Annotated in this window: 23 protein-coding genes; 15 read left to right on the top strand and 8 right to left on the bottom strand. The window is 67.9% G+C overall.

Annotated elements, in window-relative coordinates:
- Nucleotides 1–9: 9 nt before the first annotated feature.
- From DX912_RS09765 to DX912_RS09775, 3 genes are all read right to left on the bottom strand, one after another.
- The gene (locus tag DX912_RS09765; protein WP_115842309.1) at nucleotides 10–780 is read right to left on the bottom strand and encodes an SDR family oxidoreductase; all 771 of its coding nucleotides are present in this window, start codon (nucleotides 778–780) and stop codon (nucleotides 10–12) included.
- A 142-nt stretch (nucleotides 781–922) separates the two neighbouring features.
- Nucleotides 923–1,966: a LysR family transcriptional regulator gene (locus tag DX912_RS09770; protein ID WP_115842310.1), complete on the bottom strand. Its 1,044-nt coding sequence runs from the start codon at nucleotides 1,964–1,966 to the stop codon at nucleotides 923–925.
- Nucleotides 1,963–2,304, bottom strand: a complete 342-nt coding sequence (locus DX912_RS09775) for a sigma factor-like helix-turn-helix DNA-binding protein (RefSeq protein ID WP_147298620.1) — start codon at nucleotides 2,302–2,304, stop codon at nucleotides 1,963–1,965. The genes DX912_RS09770 and DX912_RS09775 overlap by 4 nt, the downstream gene beginning before the upstream one ends.
- Nucleotides 2,305–2,383: 79 nt before the next feature.
- On the opposite strand from DX912_RS09775, the gene DX912_RS09780 reads away from it, so the two are divergent.
- The 7 genes from DX912_RS09780 to DX912_RS09810 all read left to right on the top strand — a co-directional run bounded on the left by DX912_RS09780 (nucleotide 2,384) and on the right by DX912_RS09810 (nucleotide 7,271).
- Nucleotides 2,384–2,794, top strand: a complete 411-nt coding sequence (locus DX912_RS09780) for a cupin domain-containing protein (RefSeq protein ID WP_115842312.1) — start codon at nucleotides 2,384–2,386, stop codon at nucleotides 2,792–2,794.
- 71 nt (nucleotides 2,795–2,865) lie between these two features.
- On the top strand, nucleotides 2,866–3,762 hold the full coding sequence (locus DX912_RS09785) for an RNA polymerase sigma-70 factor (RefSeq protein ID WP_115842313.1): 897 nt from the start codon (nucleotides 2,866–2,868) through the stop codon (nucleotides 3,760–3,762).
- A gap of 108 nt (nucleotides 3,763–3,870) precedes the next feature.
- Nucleotides 3,871–4,692, top strand: a complete 822-nt coding sequence (locus DX912_RS09790; protein ID WP_115842314.1) for an alpha/beta fold hydrolase — start codon at nucleotides 3,871–3,873, stop codon at nucleotides 4,690–4,692.
- A 154-nt stretch (nucleotides 4,693–4,846) separates the two neighbouring features.
- The gene (locus tag DX912_RS09795; protein ID WP_115842315.1) at nucleotides 4,847–5,053 is read left to right on the top strand and encodes a hypothetical protein; all 207 of its coding nucleotides are present in this window, start codon (nucleotides 4,847–4,849) and stop codon (nucleotides 5,051–5,053) included.
- A 94-nt stretch (nucleotides 5,054–5,147) separates the two neighbouring features.
- On the top strand, nucleotides 5,148–5,915 hold the full coding sequence (modA, locus tag DX912_RS09800; RefSeq protein ID WP_115842316.1) for a molybdate ABC transporter substrate-binding protein: 768 nt from the start codon (nucleotides 5,148–5,150) through the stop codon (nucleotides 5,913–5,915).
- A 2-nt stretch (nucleotides 5,916–5,917) separates the two neighbouring features.
- Entirely contained in the window at nucleotides 5,918–6,634 is a 717-nt protein-coding gene (modB, locus tag DX912_RS09805) for a molybdate ABC transporter permease subunit (protein ID WP_115842317.1), read from the top strand.
- Nucleotides 6,621–7,271, top strand: coding sequence for an ATP-binding cassette domain-containing protein (locus DX912_RS09810; protein WP_115842362.1), 651 nt, complete (start codon nucleotides 6,621–6,623; stop codon nucleotides 7,269–7,271). Before modB ends, DX912_RS09810 begins: the two co-directional genes overlap by 14 nt.
- On the opposite strand, the gene DX912_RS09815 is transcribed toward DX912_RS09810, so the two are convergent.
- The gene (locus DX912_RS09815) at nucleotides 7,261–8,052 is read right to left on the bottom strand and encodes a TOBE domain-containing protein (protein WP_115842318.1); all 792 of its coding nucleotides are present in this window, start codon (nucleotides 8,050–8,052) and stop codon (nucleotides 7,261–7,263) included. The two genes, DX912_RS09810 and DX912_RS09815, sit on opposite strands and share 11 nt — an antisense overlap.
- A gap of 82 nt (nucleotides 8,053–8,134) precedes the next feature.
- Between DX912_RS09815 and DX912_RS09820 the strand changes: the two genes are divergently transcribed.
- The 6 genes from DX912_RS09820 to DX912_RS09845 all read left to right on the top strand — a co-directional run bounded on the left by DX912_RS09820 (nucleotide 8,135) and on the right by DX912_RS09845 (nucleotide 12,937).
- Nucleotides 8,135–8,764, top strand: a complete 630-nt coding sequence (locus DX912_RS09820) for a Rossmann-fold NAD(P)-binding domain-containing protein (RefSeq protein ID WP_115842319.1) — start codon at nucleotides 8,135–8,137, stop codon at nucleotides 8,762–8,764.
- A gap of 65 nt (nucleotides 8,765–8,829) precedes the next feature.
- A complete protein-coding gene (locus tag DX912_RS09825; protein ID WP_115842320.1) occupies nucleotides 8,830–9,504 on the top strand; it encodes a type 1 glutamine amidotransferase domain-containing protein in 675 nt (224 codons plus the stop codon).
- Nucleotides 9,505–9,772: 268 nt separating this feature from the next.
- Nucleotides 9,773–10,192, top strand: coding sequence for an organic hydroperoxide resistance protein (locus DX912_RS09830; protein WP_115842321.1), 420 nt, complete (start codon nucleotides 9,773–9,775; stop codon nucleotides 10,190–10,192).
- Between the two features lie 80 nt (nucleotides 10,193–10,272).
- On the top strand, nucleotides 10,273–10,809 hold the full coding sequence (locus tag DX912_RS09835; RefSeq protein ID WP_115842322.1) for a thioredoxin family protein: 537 nt from the start codon (nucleotides 10,273–10,275) through the stop codon (nucleotides 10,807–10,809).
- 56 nt (nucleotides 10,810–10,865) lie between these two features.
- The gene (locus DX912_RS09840) at nucleotides 10,866–11,606 is read left to right on the top strand and encodes a response regulator (protein WP_115842323.1); all 741 of its coding nucleotides are present in this window, start codon (nucleotides 10,866–10,868) and stop codon (nucleotides 11,604–11,606) included.
- A 23-nt stretch (nucleotides 11,607–11,629) separates the two neighbouring features.
- Nucleotides 11,630–12,937, top strand: a complete 1,308-nt coding sequence (locus DX912_RS09845) for a sensor histidine kinase (protein ID WP_233433550.1) — start codon at nucleotides 11,630–11,632, stop codon at nucleotides 12,935–12,937.
- 12 nt (nucleotides 12,938–12,949) lie between these two features.
- On the opposite strand, the gene DX912_RS09850 is transcribed toward DX912_RS09845, so the two are convergent.
- A complete protein-coding gene (locus DX912_RS09850; RefSeq protein WP_115842325.1) occupies nucleotides 12,950–14,194 on the bottom strand; it encodes an MFS transporter in 1,245 nt (414 codons plus the stop codon).
- Nucleotides 14,195–14,574: 380 nt separating this feature from the next.
- On the opposite strand from DX912_RS09850, the gene DX912_RS09855 reads away from it, so the two are divergent.
- Complete coding sequence (locus DX912_RS09855) at nucleotides 14,575–16,845, top strand: methyl-accepting chemotaxis protein (RefSeq protein WP_115842326.1); 2,271 nt, start codon at nucleotides 14,575–14,577, stop codon at nucleotides 16,843–16,845.
- Nucleotides 16,846–16,959: 114 nt separating this feature from the next.
- Nucleotides 16,960–18,042, top strand: a complete 1,083-nt coding sequence (locus DX912_RS09860; RefSeq protein ID WP_115842327.1) for an OprO/OprP family phosphate-selective porin — start codon at nucleotides 16,960–16,962, stop codon at nucleotides 18,040–18,042.
- A 2-nt stretch (nucleotides 18,043–18,044) separates the two neighbouring features.
- On the opposite strand, the gene DX912_RS09865 is transcribed toward DX912_RS09860, so the two are convergent.
- From DX912_RS09865 to DX912_RS09875, 3 genes are all read right to left on the bottom strand, one after another.
- The gene (locus DX912_RS09865) at nucleotides 18,045–18,434 is read right to left on the bottom strand and encodes a DUF4124 domain-containing protein (RefSeq protein WP_115842328.1); all 390 of its coding nucleotides are present in this window, start codon (nucleotides 18,432–18,434) and stop codon (nucleotides 18,045–18,047) included.
- A gap of 124 nt (nucleotides 18,435–18,558) precedes the next feature.
- The gene (locus DX912_RS09870; RefSeq protein ID WP_115842329.1) at nucleotides 18,559–18,879 is read right to left on the bottom strand and encodes a hypothetical protein; all 321 of its coding nucleotides are present in this window, start codon (nucleotides 18,877–18,879) and stop codon (nucleotides 18,559–18,561) included.
- Nucleotide 18,880: 1 nt separating this feature from the next.
- On the bottom strand, nucleotides 18,881–19,408 hold the full coding sequence (locus DX912_RS09875) for a phage baseplate assembly protein V (RefSeq protein ID WP_115842330.1): 528 nt from the start codon (nucleotides 19,406–19,408) through the stop codon (nucleotides 18,881–18,883).
- Nucleotides 19,409–19,498: the final 90 nt, after the last annotated feature.

A 19,498-nucleotide genomic window follows, 5' to 3' on the forward strand; every position in this document is an offset into this window, starting at 1 on the left:
TGAGCGGCTTCAGCCGCGGGCGGCAGGACGTGCGACGTCAGAACGCTGCAGCCACTGCGCGAATCCGAGTTCGCCGTGCCACGCTTCACCGTCGGGAACGAGCGTGTCGTCCTGCAGCTCCACGCCGAAGTACAGCGCGTGCGGATCGCCGACAACTTTGCGCTCGTCCTTCGTGCTGTCGAGGAAGCGCTGCGCGAGTTCGGACAGGCGCACGCGCTCGGGCCCGGCGATCTCGGTCACGCCGTTCACCGGCGCGCCGAGCGCATGCCGCGTCACCGCATCGGCGACGTCGTCGGATGCGATGGGCTGCACGTTGGCGGTGGGCAGTCGCACGACGCCGTCCTGCTCGCCGGACTTCACGATGCCCGGCAGGAACTCGAAGAACTGCGTGGAATGGATGATGGTGTACGGAATGCCCGATTCGCGGATCAGCCGTTCCTGCTCGGCCTTGCCGACGAAGTAGCCGCTGCCGGACAGCTTCTGCGTGCCGACGACCGACAGCGCGATGTGGTGGCCGACGCCCGCCTTCGCTTCCGCGGCGAGCAGGTTCTGTCCGGCGGTCTGGAAGAATTTCAGCGCCGATTCGCGATCGAACGCCGGCGAGTTCGCAAGATCGACCACGACCTGCGCGCCGGCCAGTGCGGCGTCGAGGCCTTCACCGCTGAGCACGTCGATGCCGTTGGCCGGTGCGCCGACGACGACCTCATGGCCGGCCTTGCGCAGGCGCTCGACGACCTTGCTGCCGATAAGCCCGGTTCCACCGATGACGACGACTTTCATGACGACCTCCGCTACCGGGTGAGCCGACGCGCACGAACACTGCGTCGGCGATGGTGGATGAACTTCGATGCTAGGAATCGCGTCGCCACGGCGGTAGACCTTCAGGCGGACGCAGGTTGTTGCCCTGCACGCATCAATCGCATCAGGCCGCGACTGCGCGCGATGCCTGCGTCGATTCCCAGTGCGCCATCACGTCCAGATCCAGCGCCCGCACCTGCGCGGTGATGTAGTCGATGAACGCGCGGATGCGCTTGGGTTGCTGGCGTCGGCTCAGGTAGCACAGGTAATGGCCGCGATCGTCCGGGGCGAACGCATCCAGGCACGTCACCAGCGCGCCGTCGCATATCGCATCGCGCACCTGGTAGGCAGGCAGCTGCGCGATGCCCTGCCCGTCCAGCGCGGCCTGCATCGCGAGGTCCGCATCGTTGAACACCAGCGTGGACGATGGCCGCAGGCTCAGCGGCTTTCCGTCCACACGGAAATCCCACGATTGCAGCCGCCCGTTCGCCAGGCGCTGGTTGATGCACGGGTGCGCGTCCAGCTCGGCGGCGATCTGCGGCAAACCGTTGCGCCGCGCGTAATCGGGCGAAGCGCATACCAGCAGCTGCATCGGAATCAGCTGTTTCGCGATCACCTGGCTGTCTTCCAGCGCGCCGTCGCGGAACGCGATGTCGATGCGGTCGCCGGCGAGATCCAGGACTCGATCTTCGAGCAGGAGTTCGATCGACACGGCAGGAAATTGCGCGCGAAAGCCCGCCAGCAGCGGCGCGATGACCTTGCGCCCGAAGGCGTGCGTCGCGCTGATGCGGAGCTCGCCACGCGGCGGGCCTTCGCGCAGATCGCGCATCTCCTCCAGCGCCTGCAGGATGCGTTCGACGCCCGGGCGGCAACCTTCGTAGAACAACTCGCCCTCGCGCGTGAGCGAGGTCGAACGCGTGGTGCGCAGGAACAGTCGCGCGCCGAGCTGGCTTTCGAGCTTCTGCACGCTGCGGCTCACCGCCGAGCGGCCGATGCCGAGGCGATCGGCGGCACGCGCGAAGCTGCCTTCGCTGGCGACGGCGATGAAGGCGACCACGCCGGCGTAACTGGCCGCGAAGCTGGCGGTCAGCGCATCGCTGACGTCGGTTCGCGCGATCGCCTTGACCGCGTGCGAATCGGGTTCGGGTGCGAGGCGGGCGATATTCATGACGGTCTCGTGGGAGAAGCCAGGCGCCGTGCGTGTTCGTGCGCGCAGCGGCGCGCCATCGCCAGCTGCTCGCGGCATGCCGCAGGCGGCTGGCCGAGGACGTTCGAGACATCCTCGAGGGTGGCGCCGAACACGTCGTGCAGCATGAAGGCGGCGCGGGCGGTGGGAGGCAAGGCATCCAGCACGGAAAGGAATTCCGCCCACACGCGTTCGGCCGGCGTCGGCAGGCGCTTGTCGAAAGGCAGGGGGAAATCCGCGTCCATGCCCTGTAGACGTTGCAGGGCGCCTGCGTGTGACGAGGCCGTTCCGTCGCGCCATTGGTGCACCGCGCGCAACACGGTGCGTCCGCGGCCATGGCTACCCCCGACCTCCCCGACTGCCTAGCCTGACCTCGTTCCCCCACACCGGTCCTTCGCCATGCGCTTGTTGCCGCTCGCCTTCGCGCTGTCGTCCTTCGCAATCGTCGGCACGAGTCTTGCCGCCGAACCCGCCACCGCACCGGAACCCGTCGTCACGCCCGTGATGACCAGGGCGCTGGAGGATTACCCCGGCAAGGAAGTCACGATCCTCGAGGTCGCGTACCCGCCCGGTGGCGCCGATCCGATCCACCGCCACGACGCGCACGGCTTCGTGTACGTGCTCGAAGGCAGCATCGTCATGGGCGTGAAGGGCGGACCGGAAGTCACGCTGAAGCCCGGCGAAGCCTTCCACGAAGGCCCGCGCGACCTTCACACCGTCGGCCGCAACGCAAGCAAGACCGAGCCGGCGAAGTTCGTCGTCTTCCTGCTCAAGGACGTGGGCAAGCCGCCGGTCCTTCCGCCGAAGTGACCGGGCCGCGCTGTCATCCCGGCGCCGATGCGCTGTGCCACACTCGGGGTTCCGATCCGTTCGAGCGCGCGATGGACGACGCCACCGCCACCTTCGGTCGCCTGCAACCGCGCCTGCTCGGCGTGGCATACCGGATGCTCGGATCGATGGCCGAAGCCGAGGACGTGGTGCAGGACGTGTGGCTGCGCTGGCACGACACGGACACCGGTCGCGTCGACAACGCCGAAGCCTGGCTGGTCGCGTCCACCACGCGGCGTGCGATCGACAAGCTTCGGCTTGCGCGCACGCATCGCGAACATTACGTCGGCATCTGGCTGCCCGAACCGGTGCTCACCGATTTCGACGGCGCATCGCCCACGCCGGAACAGGTGGAGGAAGCGGCGAGCGACCTGTCGATCGCCTTCCTTACGGTGCTCGAACGCCTGGCGCCCGACGCGCGCGCGGCCTTCCTGCTGCATGAAGTGTTCGACGCCGATTACGCGCAGATCGCGGAAGTCGTCGGCAAATCCGAGGCGGCGTGCCGTCAGATCGTGCATCGCGCGAAGGCGCAACTGCGCGACGAACGCCCGCGATACCACGTACCTGACGACGTGCATCGCCGGCTGATGCAGCGCTTCCTCGACGCGGTCGCCAGCGGCGATTTCAGCGGCATGAAGGCGTTGATGGCCGAGTCCGCGGTGCTGGTCGGCGACGGCGGCGGCGTGGTCACGAGTTTCCCGAAGCCCATGGTCGGTGGCGATCGCATCGCCGCGCTGCTCTACGCCGCGCGACTGCGCTTCAAGGAAGGCCTGCGCCACGAACTGGCGCTGGTCAACGGCCGCATGGGACTGCTGCGCTACATACAGGGCGAACTGGAATCGGTGATGTCGTTCGAAACGGACGGCGAGCGCATCGTCAACGTCTTCGTGCAGCGCAATCCCGAAAAACTGCGACTGGTTTCGGCGCATCACGTGTTGCGATTGCAGTAAACCGGTCACCTCATTTCTGGCGGCGGCAAGTCCGGCGCGCACCGCGGAATCCATGTTGCTGCTGCTCCGCCCGATGCTCCACCCCTCCCCCACCCGAGGACCACCGACATGAGCTACATCACCACGCAGGACGGCACCCAGATCTTCTACAAGGACTGGGGAACCGGTCAGCCCATCGTCTTCCACCACGGCTGGCCGCTGTGTGGCGACGACTGGGACACGCAGATGCAGTTCTTCCTGGCGGAGGGCTATCGCGTGGTCGCGCACGACCGCCGCGGTCACGGGCGTTCGACGCAGACCGCCACCGGCAACGAGATGGACACCTACGCCGCCGACGTCGCGGCGCTCGCGAAGGAACTCGACCTGCGCGACGCGATCCACATCGGCCATTCCACCGGCGGCGGCGAAGCGACACGCTACGTCGCCCGGCACGGCAAGGGCCGCGTTGCGAAGCTGGTCCTGATCGGCGCGGTGCCGCCGGTGATGGTGAAGTCGGCAAGTAATCCCGGCGGCCTGGACAAATCCGTGTTCGATGGCATCCGCGCAAGCGTCATGGCCGATCGCGCCGGCTGCTACTGGGACTTCCCGGTGCCGTTCTACAGCTATAACCGCGATGGCGCGAAGCTGTCGGAAGCCGTCCGCCAGAACTGGTGGCGCCAGGGCATGATGGGCGGCGCGAAGCCGCAGTACGACTGCATCGCCGCGTTCTCCGAAACCGACTTCACCGAAGACCTCAAGAGCATCGAGGTGCCCACGCTGGTGATGCACGGCGACGACGACCAGATCGTGCCGATCGACGATTCGGCGCGCCTGTCGGCCAAGTTGCTGCGCAACGCGACGCTGAAGGTGTATCCGGGTTTTCCGCATGGCATGTGCACGACGCACGCGGACACGATCAACCCGGATCTGCTGGCCTTCATTCGCAGCTGATCCACGCTTGATCGGGCCAACGGTGCGCCGGCGTTCGCGTCGGCGCACCTCGCAAACATTCCAACGCGGGAAAGGCTGCGCCGTTCAGGCATTCAGCCACGTCGTAACAAAAGTGGCGTAGGGTCGTACATCCCCGTCGAACCGGGAGTGCGCCATGCACGAGCTGCCCGTCACCGATAGCCAGCGGTCGTTCCTCGAGGATCTCGGACGCACCGCACGCGCCCATCTGTCGCACCTGGACTGGGATGAAGTCGAGCCGCACCTGCGGCTGGGCTGGTACTCCAGCGTGCTGTCCAACGATCTGGACTGGGGCCACGTGGAGGCGATCGCGCACGAGAGCTGGGCGCGGGATCCGTTCTGAGCGGATAGGGTTCTGACCGGACAAGGCTCCGAGGAGGCACCTTCGCGGCGGATGCGCTATATAGCGCCCTATATCCCGCCCGCCGGAGCCCCCGATGTCCGACTGGATCCGCCGCGCCGCGCTGTGCGCGCTGGCGCTCGCCCTCGCCTTCCCCGCGCTCGCCGAACAGCCCGTCCGCGTATTCGCCGCCGCCAGCCTGACCAACGCGCTCAACGAAATCGCCACCGAGTGGGAGAAGGCCGGCCACGCGAAGCCGAGCCTCGCCTTCGCGGCGTCTTCGGCGCTCGCGAAGCAGATCGAGGCCGGCGCGCCCGCCGATGTCTTCGCCTCGGCCGATGCCACGTGGATGGATTACCTCGACCAGCGCGGCAAGCTGCAACCCGGCACCCGGGCCAACGTCGTCGGGAATTCGCTGGTCTTGATCGTGCCGCAGAGCCGGCGCTTTCCCGTCACCATGAAGCACGGCTTCGACCTGGCCGGCGCGTTCGACGGAAAGCTGTGCACCGGTGAGCCCGGTGTCGTCCCGGTCGGCATTTATGCGCGCGAGGCGCTGCAGCACCTGGGCTGGTGGAACGCGCTGCAAAGTCGCGTCGTAGGTACCGACGACGTGCGCACGGCGCTGGCCTTCGTCGAACGCGGCGAATGCCCGCTCGGCATCGTCTATGCGACCGATGCGAAGATCAGCCGGAAGGTCGAAGTCATCGCGACATTCCCCGCCGACACGCACAAGCCCATCGTCTACCCGATCGCCGCCGTGCGTGGCGCACGCCCCGAAACGGCGGCATTCCTGCAGTTCGTGAAGACGTCGAAGACGGCCGCGCGCATCTTCGCGAAGTACGGATTCACCACCGGAACGCGCTGACGATGTGGCTGTCGCCTGAAGAATGGGATGCGCTGGCGCTGTCGGCGAAGGTTGCGCTGTGCGCGACGGCCGCATGCCTGCCGTTCGGCATCGCGCTGAGCTGGCTGCTCGAACGCCGCCAGTTCCCCGGCAAGGTGTGGATCGACACGCTCGTGCAGTTGCCGATGGTGCTGCCTCCCGTGGTGCCGGGCTATCTGCTGCTGTTGCTGCTGGGCACGCAGGGGCCGCTGGGTGCATGGCTGCTTGCGACGTTCGGCATCACGATCGCCTTCACGTGGAAGGGCGCGGTGATCGCGTCGGCGGTGATGGCGTTTCCGCTGATGGTGCAGCCGATCCGGCTCGCGATCCGCCTCATCGATCCCCGTCTCGAGAAGGCCGCGGCGACGCTCGGCGCGAAGCCGTGGGACACGTTCTTCAGCGTGACGCTGCCGCTGTCGGCACCGGGCCTGATCGCCGGCTGCATCCTGTGCTTCTCTCGCAGCCTGGGCGAATTCGGCGCGACGATGGCCTTCGTCGGCAACATCCCCGGGGAAACGCGCACGTTGCCGCTGGCGATCTACAGCCTCACGCACGTGCCCGATGGGGAAGCGGCGGCGTTGCGCCTGTCGCTGCTGTCGATCGCGCTCGCCGTGGCTGCGTTGCTGGTCAGCCGCTGGATCAGCCTGCGCGCCGAACGCCGGCTGGGTTACCTCGACCGGGGGCCGCATGCTGAGCTTTGACCTCCGGTTTGCGCGCGCCGATTTCCTGCTCGACGCCGTGGCCGACGTCGGCGGTGGCGTCACCGGCGTGTACGGGCCGTCCGGCTCGGGCAAGAGCACGCTGCTCGCGTTGCTCGCCGGACTGCTCGCGCCGTCGAACGGCCGCGTGCGGCTGGGCGAACGCGTGCTGGTCGATACCGATGCACGCCGCTTCGTGCCCGCGTGGGATCGCCACGTCGGCCTGGTGTTCCAGGACGGCCAGCTGTTCCCGCACCTGACCGTTCGACAGAACCTGCTTTTCGGCCACGCGCGCATTCCCGCCGCGATGCGCCGCTTCGACCTGTCCGGCGTGGCGGAACTGCTGGAAATCACGTCGCTGCTCGATCGCCGCCCGACGCTGCTGTCCGGCGGCGAACGCCAGCGCGTGGCGCTCGGCCGAGCCCTGCTCTATTCGCCGCAGTTGCTGCTGCTCGACGAACCGCTGTCCTCGCTGGACGACCGCCTCAAGCAGCAGATCCTGCCGTTCCTCAAACGCATCAAGGACGAAACGCGCCTGCCGATGCTCTACGTCACCCATGCGCACAGCGAGTTGGATTACCTCGCCGATCGCGTGCTCGGCATGGAACGCGGCCGATTGCAGCCGGCGGTCACGGAGTGACGGCGAGGATCACGCTCGACGCCTTGAACAGCGCGGTCGCCGGTTTTCCTTCGGAGAGCGCGAGGCGTTCGGCCGATGCATTGGTGACGATGGCGGCGATCGAATTGCCGCCATCCACGTCGATCACCACTTCCGTATTCACCGCGCCGCGGTCGATGCGGACGACGGTGCCCGCCAGCTGGTTGCGCGTGGAGAGTTTCACGCCCTCCAGATCCGTGCCGACGATGACGCTGGACGCCTTCACCAGCGCGATTGCCTTCGTGCCGATCGCCAGCCCCATGCTCGCCGTGCTCTCGTGCGTGACGATGGCGACGATGCGTCCGCCGCCGCCCAGTTCGAGTTCCACTTCATCGTTCACGGCGCCACGCGTGATGCGCGCGATGCGGCCGGCCAGATGGTTGCGGGCGCTGGTGAGCATGGCGAACCTCCCGATGATGTCCAGATCGCGTCCGGCGTGCGCGATGCGCTCGTTGAGCATCTCAACGAAGCGCGCGTTCTGCGCTTCGACTTCGCGCCACGTTGCGACGAGGCGTTCGCCGTCAGGCGTCAGTCGCGTCCCGCCACCGCCCTTGCCGCCGACGACGCGTTCGACGAGTGGCGCATCGGCAAGGTTGTTCATCGCGTCCACCGCGTCCCACGCGGCCTTGTAACTCAGGCCGACACTGCGCGCGGCGGCGGCGATCGACGCCTCGCTGCCGATGGCCGTCAACAACTCCATCCAGCGGCGGCTGCCGAAGGTGCCGTGCGTGGCTTCGACGGTGAGCGAGCTCTGGATGCGCATTCGACGTTTCGCCTGGCCGGACCGGCGCACTGTAGCGCAACGGCTGGTTACACTCGCCGGGTCGCGGACGATGGGAGCTCGCATGAAGCTGATGATCGCAGGCTCCACCGGTCTGGTCGGTCGCTACGCGCTGCATATCGCGCTGGCGCATCCCGGCATCGAACAGGTCGTGGCGCCCGTTCGCAGGCCGGCGGAACCGCACCCGAAGCTCCTCGCGCCCGTCGTCGATTTCGACGAGCTGCCGCAGGATGCGCCCTGGTGGAACGTCGACGCGGTCGTCTGCGCGCTCGGCACCACCATCAAGGTCGCGGGCTCGCAGGACGCCTTCCGCCGCGTCGATCACGATTACCCGCTCGCGGTCGCACGCCTTGCGCACGCGCATGGCGCATCGACCTTCGTGCTGAATTCGGCGATGGGCGCAGATGCCGGATCGTCCATCTTCTACAGCCGCGTGAAGGGCGAAGTGGAACGCGACCTCGCCGCGCTGGGCTTCGCCTCGCTGACCTTCGTTCGACCGGGCCTGATCGGCGGCGAACGCGAGGAGTTCCGCGCGGGCGAACGCGTCGCGACCGTCGTCCTGCGCGCGTTGCATCCGCTGCTGCCGCGCCGCTGGCGCATCAATCCTGCCGAACGCATCGCGCAGACCATGATCGACGCCGCGGTGCGCGCGACGCCGGGACGGCACGTGATCGCGTCCGACGCGCTGACCTGACGCATCACCGCGGCCTAACCCGTTGCGGGCGAAGCTGTCGCTCCCCCATTGGCGACGACACCGCAATGAAGATCCTGATGGTGCTTACCTCGCACGAACGCCTCGGCGATACCGGCGAGAAAACCGGCTTCTGGCTGGAGGAATTCGCCGCGCCGTATTACGTATTCACCGATGCCGGCGCGCAGGTGACCGTGGCCTCGCCAAAGGGCGGACAACCGCCGATCGACCCCAAGAGCGACGATCCGGCGAACCAGACGCCCGCGCAGGACCGCTTCAAGGCCGACGCGAAGACGCAGGCCGTGCTCGCCAACACGAAGCGGCTCGATTCGGTGTCCGCCGACGAGTTCGACGCGGTCTTCTACCCCGGCGGGCACGGCCCGTTGTGGGATCTCGCCGAGGATCCCGCCTCGATCCGGCTCATCGAAACGTTCTACGAGTCCGGAAAGCCGGTCGCCGCCGTCTGCCATGCGCCCGGCGTGCTGCGGCACGTGAAGAACGAAGGCGAGCCGCTGGTGAAAGGCAAGCGCGTCACCGGCTTCACCAACTCCGAGGAGGAAGCGGTGAAGCTGACGAAGGTGGTGCCGTTCCTGGTCGAGGACGAACTCAAGCGCCTGGGCGGCAAGTACGAGAAGGCCGACGACTGGCAGAGCTTCGCGATCGTGGACGGACGGCTGGTAACGGGCCAGAACCCGGCGTCGTCGGAAGCAACGGCGGAGGCGTTGCTGAAGCTGCTCCGCTGAGCGCAGGCGGCGACGAGGCCGTCGCCGACTGAGGACAACGGAACGAGGGCGGCGATTTCGCCGCCCTTTTCGTGTGGGCGCTCGCGTGGTCGGAAGGGCCGGCGGCAACGTCGGTGCGCCAGCGCTTTGTATCGCACTGTATCCAGGCCCCGGCCGGGCACGTTCGCCGACAAAAGCCCTCATCACCCGACACGTGCGCGATACCGCGCGGCCTCGGAATGGCGCCACCGGAAACCACCGGCCCACCTTCCCCCACGAGGACATCGCCATGACCCATTCCCTCCAGACCGTCGTCTACACCGCGCACACGCACGTCACCGGCGGCCGCGCCGGCACCGGCCGCTCCAGCGACGGCGCCATCGACGTCGCGCTGAGCACGCCCGGCTCGAACAAGCCCGGCACCAATCCCGAGCAGCTGTTCGGCATCGGCTGGTCGGCGTGCTTCATCGGCGCGCTCGGTTTCGCGGCGCAGGAACTGAAGGTGAAGCTGCCGGCCGACACGGCGGTCGACGCGGAGGTCAACCTCGGCAAGACGGCCGCCGGCGAATACCAGCTCGCCGTGAAGCTCGACGTCAAGCTTCCCGGTATCGACGAGGCCACGCGCCGGCAGCTGGTCGAGAAGGCGCATCAGACCTGCCCGTACTCGCGCATGACGCGCGGCGACGTGGATGTCGAGATCGTGACCTGATCGCGCAGCCGTCGCTGCAACGCTCCGCCGCCGCGCGTGCGCTTCGCCACGCCGGCGGCACATCCCTACAGGAGTCGCCCATGTTCAAGTCGATCCTTGCGACCTTCGCGCTGTCGCTGTCGCTGCTCGCCGGCTGTGCGCCGGGCGCGCAGGCCGAGCCGGCGCGCGGGACGCCCGCACCGGAGTTCACCGGCATCGCCCACTGGCTCAACGCGCCGCCGCAGACCATGGCGGGGCTCAAGGGCAAGGTCGTGCTCGTGGAGTTCTGGACCTACTCGTGCATCAACTGCATCCACGTACAGCCCTACGTGAAACAGTGGCACGACCGTTACCACGACCAGGGACTGGTGGTGATCGGCGTGCACACGCCCGAATACGACGAGGAGCGCAGCACCGCCAACGTGCGTCGCGCGATCGAGCGCTTCGGCATCGCCTACCCCGTCGCGCAGGACAACGACTACGCGACCTGGAACGCCTACGGCAACCGCTTCTGGCCGGCGATGTACCTGGTCGATCGCGACGGCCGCATCGTCCATCGCCATTACGGCGAAGGCGATTACGACGGCATGGAGCAGCGCATTCGGCAGCTGCTGGCCACCGCGCCAGCCGCGCACTGACCGCCAGCGGGCGGTGGCACAATCCGGCCATCGCCCCACTTCACCACGAGCGCCCCATGGAACACGCAGACCACATCCTCGTCGTGGACGACGATCGCGAGATCCGCCAGATGGTGGCCGACTACCTGCGCAAGAACGGCCTGCGCGCGAGCGAGGCCGCCGATGGGCGCGAGATGCGCGCCGTGCTCGACACGCACGCCATCGACCTGATCGTGATGGACGTGATGATGCCCGGCGAGGACGGCCTCACCCTCACCCGCAACCTGCGCGCGGGCAAGCATCGCGCCATCCCCGTGGTGATGCTGACCGCACGCGAGGACCAGACCGACCGCATCATCGGCCTGGAAATGGGCGCCGACGACTACGTCACCAAGCCCTTCGCCGCGCGCGAGCTGCTGGCGCGCATCAAGGCGGTGATCCGCCGCACGCGCATGCTGCCGCCGAACCTGCAGGTGACAGAAGCGGCGCAGATGCTCGCCTTCGGCCGCTGGCGCCTGGACACCACCGCGCGCCACCTGCTCGATCCGGAAGGCACGGTGGTGGCGCTCAGCGGCGCGGAATTCCGCCTGCTGCGCGTGTTCCTCGACCATCCCAACCGCGTGCTCAACCGCGACCAGCTGCTCAACCTGACGCAGGGCCGCGACGCCGAACTGTTCGACCGTTCCATCGACCTGCTCGTTAGCCGCCTGCGTCAGCGCCTGCAGGACGATGCGCGCGAGCAGAGCTACATCAAGACCGTTCGCAGCGAAGGCTATGTCTTCAGCGCGACGGTGACGATCGTGGGCGAGGACGGATGAGCACATCGACTCCTCGCGGCGTCATGCGCTGGCTGCCGCGCACGATGGCCTCGCGCCTGTACGCGCTGCTGGCCGGCGGGCTGCTGCTGGCGCACGCGCTCTCGTTCGGGCTGCTGTTCTACGAGCGCTACGAAGCCGCCTCGTCGATGCTCATGACCAACCTGGAACAGGACGTGGTTGTCGCAGTGAACCTGCTCGATCGTCTGCCCGCGAACGAACGCGCCGACTGGCTGCCGATGCTGCAACGGCGCACGTTCCGCTACTCGCTGGACGGAGCCGCATTCGACGCGGAGCCGAACGCGAAACTCGACGGCGCGACCTCGCGCGAGATGGCGGGCATGATCGAAAGCGCGCTGGGACCGCGCTGGTCGACGCAGGCGCGGCAAATTTCGCGCGATCCGGAACGTTTCCAGGTCAAGGTGCGCCTGCACGACGGCAGCGCAGTGGTCGTCGACGTGCAGCCTTCGGTGATGCCGCTGGCGAAGTGGCTTCCGTACGTGCTGGTCCTGCAGCTGATCGTGCTGCTGCTGTGCGCCTGGGCCGCGGTGCGACTGGCGACGCGACCGCTCGCACGGCTCGCGCAGGCCGCGGAAAAGGTGCGGCCCGACGGCGACGGCGAGCGCCTTCCCGACGGCGGGCCGACCGAAGTCGCGCAGGCGGTGGGCGCCTTCAACGCCATGCAGGACCGGATCGCGCGCTACATGAAGGAGCGGCTGCAGATCCTCGCGTCGATCTCGCACGACCTGCAGACGCCGATAACGCGCATGAAGCTGCGCGCCGAATCGATGGACGAGGTGCCCGAGCGAGCGAAGATGCTCGACGACCTCGACCAGATGCAGCACCTGGTGCGCGAGGGCATCGCGTACGCACGCAGCGCGCACGGCAACAACGAGGCCGCGGTGCGCGTGGACCTGAACGCGTTCATCGACAGTTTGGTGCTCGACTACCTCGACACCGGCCGGCCGGTGAGCCTGCAGGGCCGCATCGGCACGCCGGTCGTCACGCGTCCGCATGCCTTGCGACGTGTGGTCGCCAACCTCATCGACAACGCGCTCAAGTACGCCGGCTCGGCGGACGTCGAACTGGAGAGCCGCCCCGACGCGCTCGTGATCCGGGTCGGCGATCGTGGTCCGGGCATTCCGGAATCGGAACTGGCGCGCGTGATGGAGCCGTTCTATCGCCTCGAAGCCTCGCGCAACCGCGATACCGGCGGCACCGGGCTGGGGCTGGCGATCGCGCAGCAGCTTGCGGCATCGATCGGCGCCACGCTCACGTTGCGAAACCGCGAGGGCGGCGGCCTGGCCGCCGAGGTTCGGCTGCCGCGCGCGTGAACCATGCGCGCGTCAGCCTTCCTGCGGCAGCGCCTGCAATGAGTCCGGTTCGCGCGGCTTGCGCTTCGACGGGAACCACAGCGCGATCGACGCCGCGCCGAGCCCCACCGCCATCGAGCCGACGTACATCCAGGTATAGCTGCCGTAGCGGTCGAACAGCCAGCCGCCGAGTAGCGGACCGAGCGCCATCCCCAATGCCGACAACATGCCCGCCGCGCCGAGCACCAGGCCGAGGATCTGAGGGCTGAACGCTTCGCGCGCGAGCGACGCGTACAGCGGCATCGTGCCGCCGTAGGCCATGCCGAACACGATCGCCACCGCGTAGAAGCCGTTCAACTGGCTCACGCTCAGGTACGAGACCGCGGCGATGGCCTGGATCAGCAGCCCCGCGACCAGGACCGGCTTCGCGCCGAGCCGGTCGGCCATCAGTCCGAACAGGATGCGTCCGCCCAGTCCGGCCGCGCCTTCCATGCTGTAGATCGTCACCGCAGTCGTCACCGCGAGGCCGCAACCGACGGCATAGCTCACAGTGTGGAAGATCGGCCCAGAGTGCGCGGCGCAGCAGGCGAAGTACGTCACCGCCAGCACGATGAAGGCGTGCGAGCGCAGCGCCTGCCCCGCGTTCGCGACCGTTGCGTCGGCGATGGTGCCGGGCGACGTCGGTTCCGGAATCGGCGACGCGCGCACGAACCATACGGCCGGCAATGTCAGCGCCCACGCGACAAGACCGACGATGAGCAGCGTCTGGCGCCAGTCGTAATGACTGACCAGCCACGCGACGAGTGGCGACATCGTCATCGGCGCGACACCCACACCCGCCGACACCAGCGAGATCGCGATGTTGCGTCGCTTCTCGAACGACGAGGCCGTGGCGGCGATCACCGGCGCGAAGAAGCTGGACACGGCCACGCCCATCAGCACGCCATAGGTGAGCCGGAACTGCCACAACGTCGCCGAGAGGCTCGCGAGCACGCACGCCAGGCCCAGCAGCAGCGAGCCCACCAGCACGACCTTGCGTGGGCCGATGCGGTCGCTCAGTGCGCCCCAGACGAAGCCGCCCACGCCCATGCTCAGGAATGCCAGCGTCATGGCGCTCGACAACGCCCCGCGCGACCAGCCGGTGGCGGCACTCATCGGGCCGAGCAGCACGGCGAGCGCGAAGATCACGCCCACGCCGACGCAGCCCAATACGGCACCGGATGCAACCAGCGGCCAGTTGCGGTCCGGCGGATAGGAAGGTGCGGCGATGCGGCTCATGCGGTTGATCTCCGGGGGCTCATCAAGGTGACGAACCAAGGACGCGGGATTCGACATTGCCGGCGGGCCGCGCCCGGATCCTCAAAGGCGCGCGTCGGGGCGATGCAGAAGCGAACGGCATCTCGTTCATTCATGTCGGAAGCATTCCGACATCGTTCGCACCTGCGATCACTCATCGCGAAGATGAGCGTATCGCGCGCTCGGACGCACGCGCGCTCGTCGAAATGCGCGCTTTCGCATACGTCGCAGTGGCGGTCGAGGCGCGTATACACCGCGAATGTGTCGTTCAGGTTTCCGCGCTTTAGCGAGCTGTGCCAATGCCGTTAACCAGATCGAAGCGCATCCGCGATTCGTCCGCCCTCCTCCTACGAGCCGTTGCCATGAGTGGATTCAAGAACCTTTCCATCGCCAGAAAGTTGGCGGTGGCCTTTACCGCCTTGATCGCGCTTGCCGCGCTGCTGGGCGGTTACGCAATGCTGCAGTTGCAGGCACGCAACGCGCAGATCGCCGAAATCAACTCGAACTGGGTGCCGTCGGTGCGCTACCTGCTGGGTATGCGCGGACAGTTGGGCGAATACCGGACGTACGAGATCTCGCAGTTCCAGTTCAAGGACGACCCGGCGGAACTGGCCGACTACGCGAAGCGGATGGACAAGCTCCGGGGCGAGATGAACGACTCGTTGTCTTCGTACGAGAAGCTGATCGAAGGTGACGAAGAGCAGGCCCGCTACGAGGCGTTGACCGCAGGCATGGCGGGCTATTTCGCCGCGCACGAGAAGCTGATGGCAGCGGTGGCAGCCAATGATTTCGTCGAAGCCGGCCGGGTCTCCAACGAAGAATCGCGCCCGATGCGCCGCAAGCTCTTCGAGGCGCTGATGGAGTTGACGGACTTCAACGTCAAGGGACTGAACGCGATGGTCGCGCAGTCCGACGCCGCCTACCGGAGAACGCAGCTGCAGCTCACCGTGGGCATCGGTCTTCTCGTCGTGCTGGGTGCCGTGTTCGGGTTCTTCCTTGCCCGCGCCATCTCCCGCCCGCTGCAACGTGCCACAGGCGTCGCGCAGAGCATCGCCGCCGGCCGCATCGACGAACGCATCGTGGTGGACAGCACGGACGAAGCCGGCCAGCTGTTGCGCAGCATGAGCCAGATGCAGTCGACGCTGCAGCGCTTCGCTCAGGCCCAGGGCGAGATCGCGCGCCGCCATGACGAAGGCGACATCGACTTCCGCATCGACAACCGCGAGCTTCCGGGCGCGTACGGCCAGATGGCCGGTGAGATCAATGCGCTGGTGGACTCGCACATCCAGCTCAACGCCCGTGCGGTCGGAATCGTCGCGGCGTATGCGCGCGGCGACCTGTCGCAGGACATGGACCGCCTGCCGGCGCAGAAGGCGCGCATCACCGATGCCGTCGACTCGGTCAAGCACGGCATGAACGCCATCAACGCCGAGATCAAGACGCTCGTGGACGCGGCCGTCGCCGGCGACTTCGGCCGCCGCGGCGACGCGAGCCGCTTCGAGTTCGTGTATCGCGACGTGGTCAACTCGCTGAACCAGCTGATGTCGACGGCCGACAACGGCCTCAACGAAGTCGGCAGCCTGTTGTCGGCCGTGGCCGATGGCGACCTCAACCGTCGCGTCGAAGTCGAACTGCCGGGCCAGTTCGGCCGCCTCGCCAACGACGCGAACCGCACGGTGGACAAGCTGTCCGACATCGTCGGCCAGATCCGCGAGGGCTCGGATGCGATCAGCTCGGCGGCCGCGGAAATCGCCGCCGGCAACAACGACCTGTCGCAGCGCACCGAATCGCAGGCCGCATCGCTGGAGGAAACCGCTTCGTCGATGGAGGAACTCACCAGCACGGTCCGCCAGAACGCCGACAACGCACGCCAGGCCAACCAGCTGGCGCAGAGCGCGGCGGAAGTCGCCGGACAGGGCGGCACGGTCGTGGGCGAAGTCGTCGAAACGATGAACGCCATCAACCAGTCGTCCAAGAAGATCGCCGACATCATCGGCGTGATCGATGGCATCGCGTTCCAGACGAACATCCTGGCGCTGAACGCTGCGGTGGAAGCCGCGCGTGCCGGCGAACAAGGCCGCGGTTTCGCGGTGGTCGCCAGCGAAGTGCGCTCGCTCGCGCAGCGCTCGGCGAATGCGGCAAAGGAGATCAAGCAGCTGATCGGCGATTCGGTGTCGAAGGTCGAGGAAGGCAGCCAGCTCGTCGACCAGGCCGGCAGGACGATGGAGGACATCGTCGTCAGCGTGCGCAAGGTGACGGACATCATCGCCGACATCAGCGCCGCCTCGCAGGAGCAGTCGGCCGGTATCGAGCAGATCAACCAGGCCATCACGCAGATGGACGAAGGCACGCAGCAGAACGCCGCGCTGGTGGAGGAAGCCTCCGCCGCGGCGCGCAGCCTGGAACAGCAGTCCGAACAGCTGGTGCAGACGGTCGCGGTGTTCCGCGTCGCGAACGGCGCGAACGCCGTCCGCACCTCGCGCCCGGCGGTCGTCGATCTGCCTGCCCCTCCGCGTGCGGCCGCACCCAAGGCGCCGGTCAAGCCAGTTGCGTCCCGACCGGTCGCCGCGCCGCGTAAGGCCGTCCGCGGTGCCGTCGCAGCCGCGACCGAGTCGGACTGGCAGGAATTCTGATCCGGCGGTCTCGCTGATGCGTTCGTAGTTCCGTGCGCGCCCGCAGACCGCGGGCGCTGCACCTCCCTTCCCTTCCGGCGCCGCGATCGCGGCGCTGCTTCCACCGGTTCCCCGATGCCGCAACTTCTCACCCGACGCCTGTCGGCCGCGCTGGCCGCCGTCGTACTCCCCTTCTGCGCCCATGCCGGCGCGGTGTCCTTCAAGCCGACCGGCGTCGTCTACTACGACGGCGTGGACGCGCATCCCGACGTCAAGCCGTTCGAGGACGTCGACAAGGTGCGCTCCGGACGCCTGGGTTTCGTCGCCAAGGCCGGCGAGCGGTGGCAGCTCAACGTCGAGCACGAGTTCACCGATCGCTCCACGCCCGACGCCTTCCTCCAGTTCACGCCCGCCAAGGGCCACGCGCTGCGCCTGGGCCAGTTCAAGCAGCCGTTCCTGATGGAAGACGCGACCAGCGCACGCCAGACGCCCTTGATGGAAGCCTCGCTGCTCGGTGCGTTCGCGCTCGGTCGCCGCATCGGGCTGGGCTACGCGTGGTCGGACGCGAACCACGCCGTCAACGCGACCGTGTTCGGCCAGCGGCTGGACGGCAAGAACGAAGGCATCGGTGCCGCGGTACGCGCCTCGCGCGCGCTGCATTTCGGCGACGACCTGCTGCACCTGGGTGTCGGCGCCTCGGTGGATTCGCCGGACAGCGAGACCGCACGTTTCTCCAGCAAGCCCGAGGCGGCGCTGGCGACGTCGAGCCTGGTGGACACGGGCACGCTCGGTGACGTCCAGCGCACGACCCGCGCGGGGCTGGAAGCGTTGTGGATCGGCGGCCCCTGGTCGGTGCAGGCCGAAGCCGCGGCCGTGCAATCGCACCGCGACGACGCGGCAGACGTACGCGGCACCGGCGGGTACGCACTCGCCAGCTGGTCGCCCACCGGGCACCGCCGCAACTACAAGGCCGGCACGGCGAGTTCGCCGACGATCGGCAAGGAAGTGGCGTGGGAGCTGGTCGTGCGCTACAGCGTCCTCGACCTCGATTCGGCGGCGGCGCAGGGCGGCGTGCAGTCCGACTGGAACTTCGGCGCTACCTGCTACCTGACGTCCTACGCGCGCCTGATGGCGAACTACGTCGTGGCCGACAGCCGGCGTCGCGGTGTCAACGACGACCCGCGCCTGTTCCTGATGCGCGTGCAGTTGCAGTTCTGACGTCATCGACATGCGTTGCGGACCTGCTCGTCCAGGCGGCTGAGCAGGTCGAAGGTCCGCTTGAGGCCGACGCGTTCGAGCGTGCGATCGCGATTGGCCTTCGCTGCCTCACAGGCCGACGGCCTCACTGCATTGCGCGCGATGTGCGCACTGCCCGTTCGCGTGAGACGTGGTTCGGACGCGTGCCGCTCCGGATTCGCTACTGACTGATACAACCGCGACGGCGGGTCCGGCGGCGCGTCCCATCGCGCCGTCTCGCGTGCGCCGTGCTCGCAGGGCGCGCTCTGGTAGCTGACCACTCCGCTTGCTGCCACGCACTTGTAGACGTTCTGCGCGGCTGCGTGCGCACACGACAGCGCGATGACACATCCAAACACCGTTCGCCAAGACATCCCTGCCCGTCCTTCGTTGACGAAGACAGGCTACGGACGCGAACAGTCGCGCTGTATCGGGAAACACGCCGTCTAGCCGGGCACGGGCACGCGATTGCCCGTCGGAGTTCGCCGTGTCGGAACGTCAGACAGCGTTGACCCGCGTCTGGCACTCGAGCACGAGCATGACCGCGCCATTGGGCACGCACATCGACGGGCTGCTATCGAGCACCAGCGCACGCCCGCCCGCGAACACGCGCGTGCTGCCCTGCAACCATTGGCCACCGGTGCAGCGCAGGGCTTCGGCAGGCGCCGGCAGGTTGCAGTGGGCGATTTCGTAAGGCGCCGCAACCGTCACCACAGGATGGCCCTGCAGCGTGACGCGCGAGTACGGCACCGTCGGCACGGCGGGGCCGCCGTGCGAGCACGTCACGCTTGCGCCGAGATGGAGGATCAGGCCGCCCACGTCACACCACCGTCAGCGCGCCGTCGTTGATCGTCACCATCGAACCGGCGAGCACGATGCTCGCGCCGCGTCCGTTGCTGATGGTGATGCCCGCTTCGTTCACTGCGATGCATGCGCCGGTATGCGAGCGCAGCAGCACGCCGCCGTCGGGGCCCGGCATGTCCGACACCGTCAGCGCGTTGCGCCCCGGCGTCTGCAGCAGCACGGCCGGTGCGACCGCCTGTCCTGCGTGGGCGAACGACGGAAGCTCCGCCGCATCCACCCAGTAGCCGCCGACCCAGATCGGCAGTTCGGCGTCGCCCTGTTCGAATTCCACCCACACCGGCGCGCCCACCGGTGGCAGCAGGAACAATCCGCTCTGGTGGCCGGCGACCGGCACGCACGGCATCGCCCAGCGTGCATCGCCATCGAACACACGAGGCACCTGCACGAGCACGCGGCCCAGTTGCAGGGGATCGATGTTGTCGACGACGACGCCGCGGAACTTCCCGTACTGGCGCTGCGGCGCGGGCTTGCTCGTGTGCGGCATCGGCCGTTTCCTGGGCGTGGGGTCCCCTGTGTTCTTTCGAACGTGAACGGCCGCGGGCGCAGGCCACGGCTTGCCGCTCGTCGGAACATT

The sequence above is a fragment of the Lysobacter soli genome (genome assembly GCF_003382285.1).
GTDB lineage: Bacteria > Pseudomonadota > Gammaproteobacteria > Xanthomonadales > Xanthomonadaceae > Lysobacter_J > Lysobacter_J soli.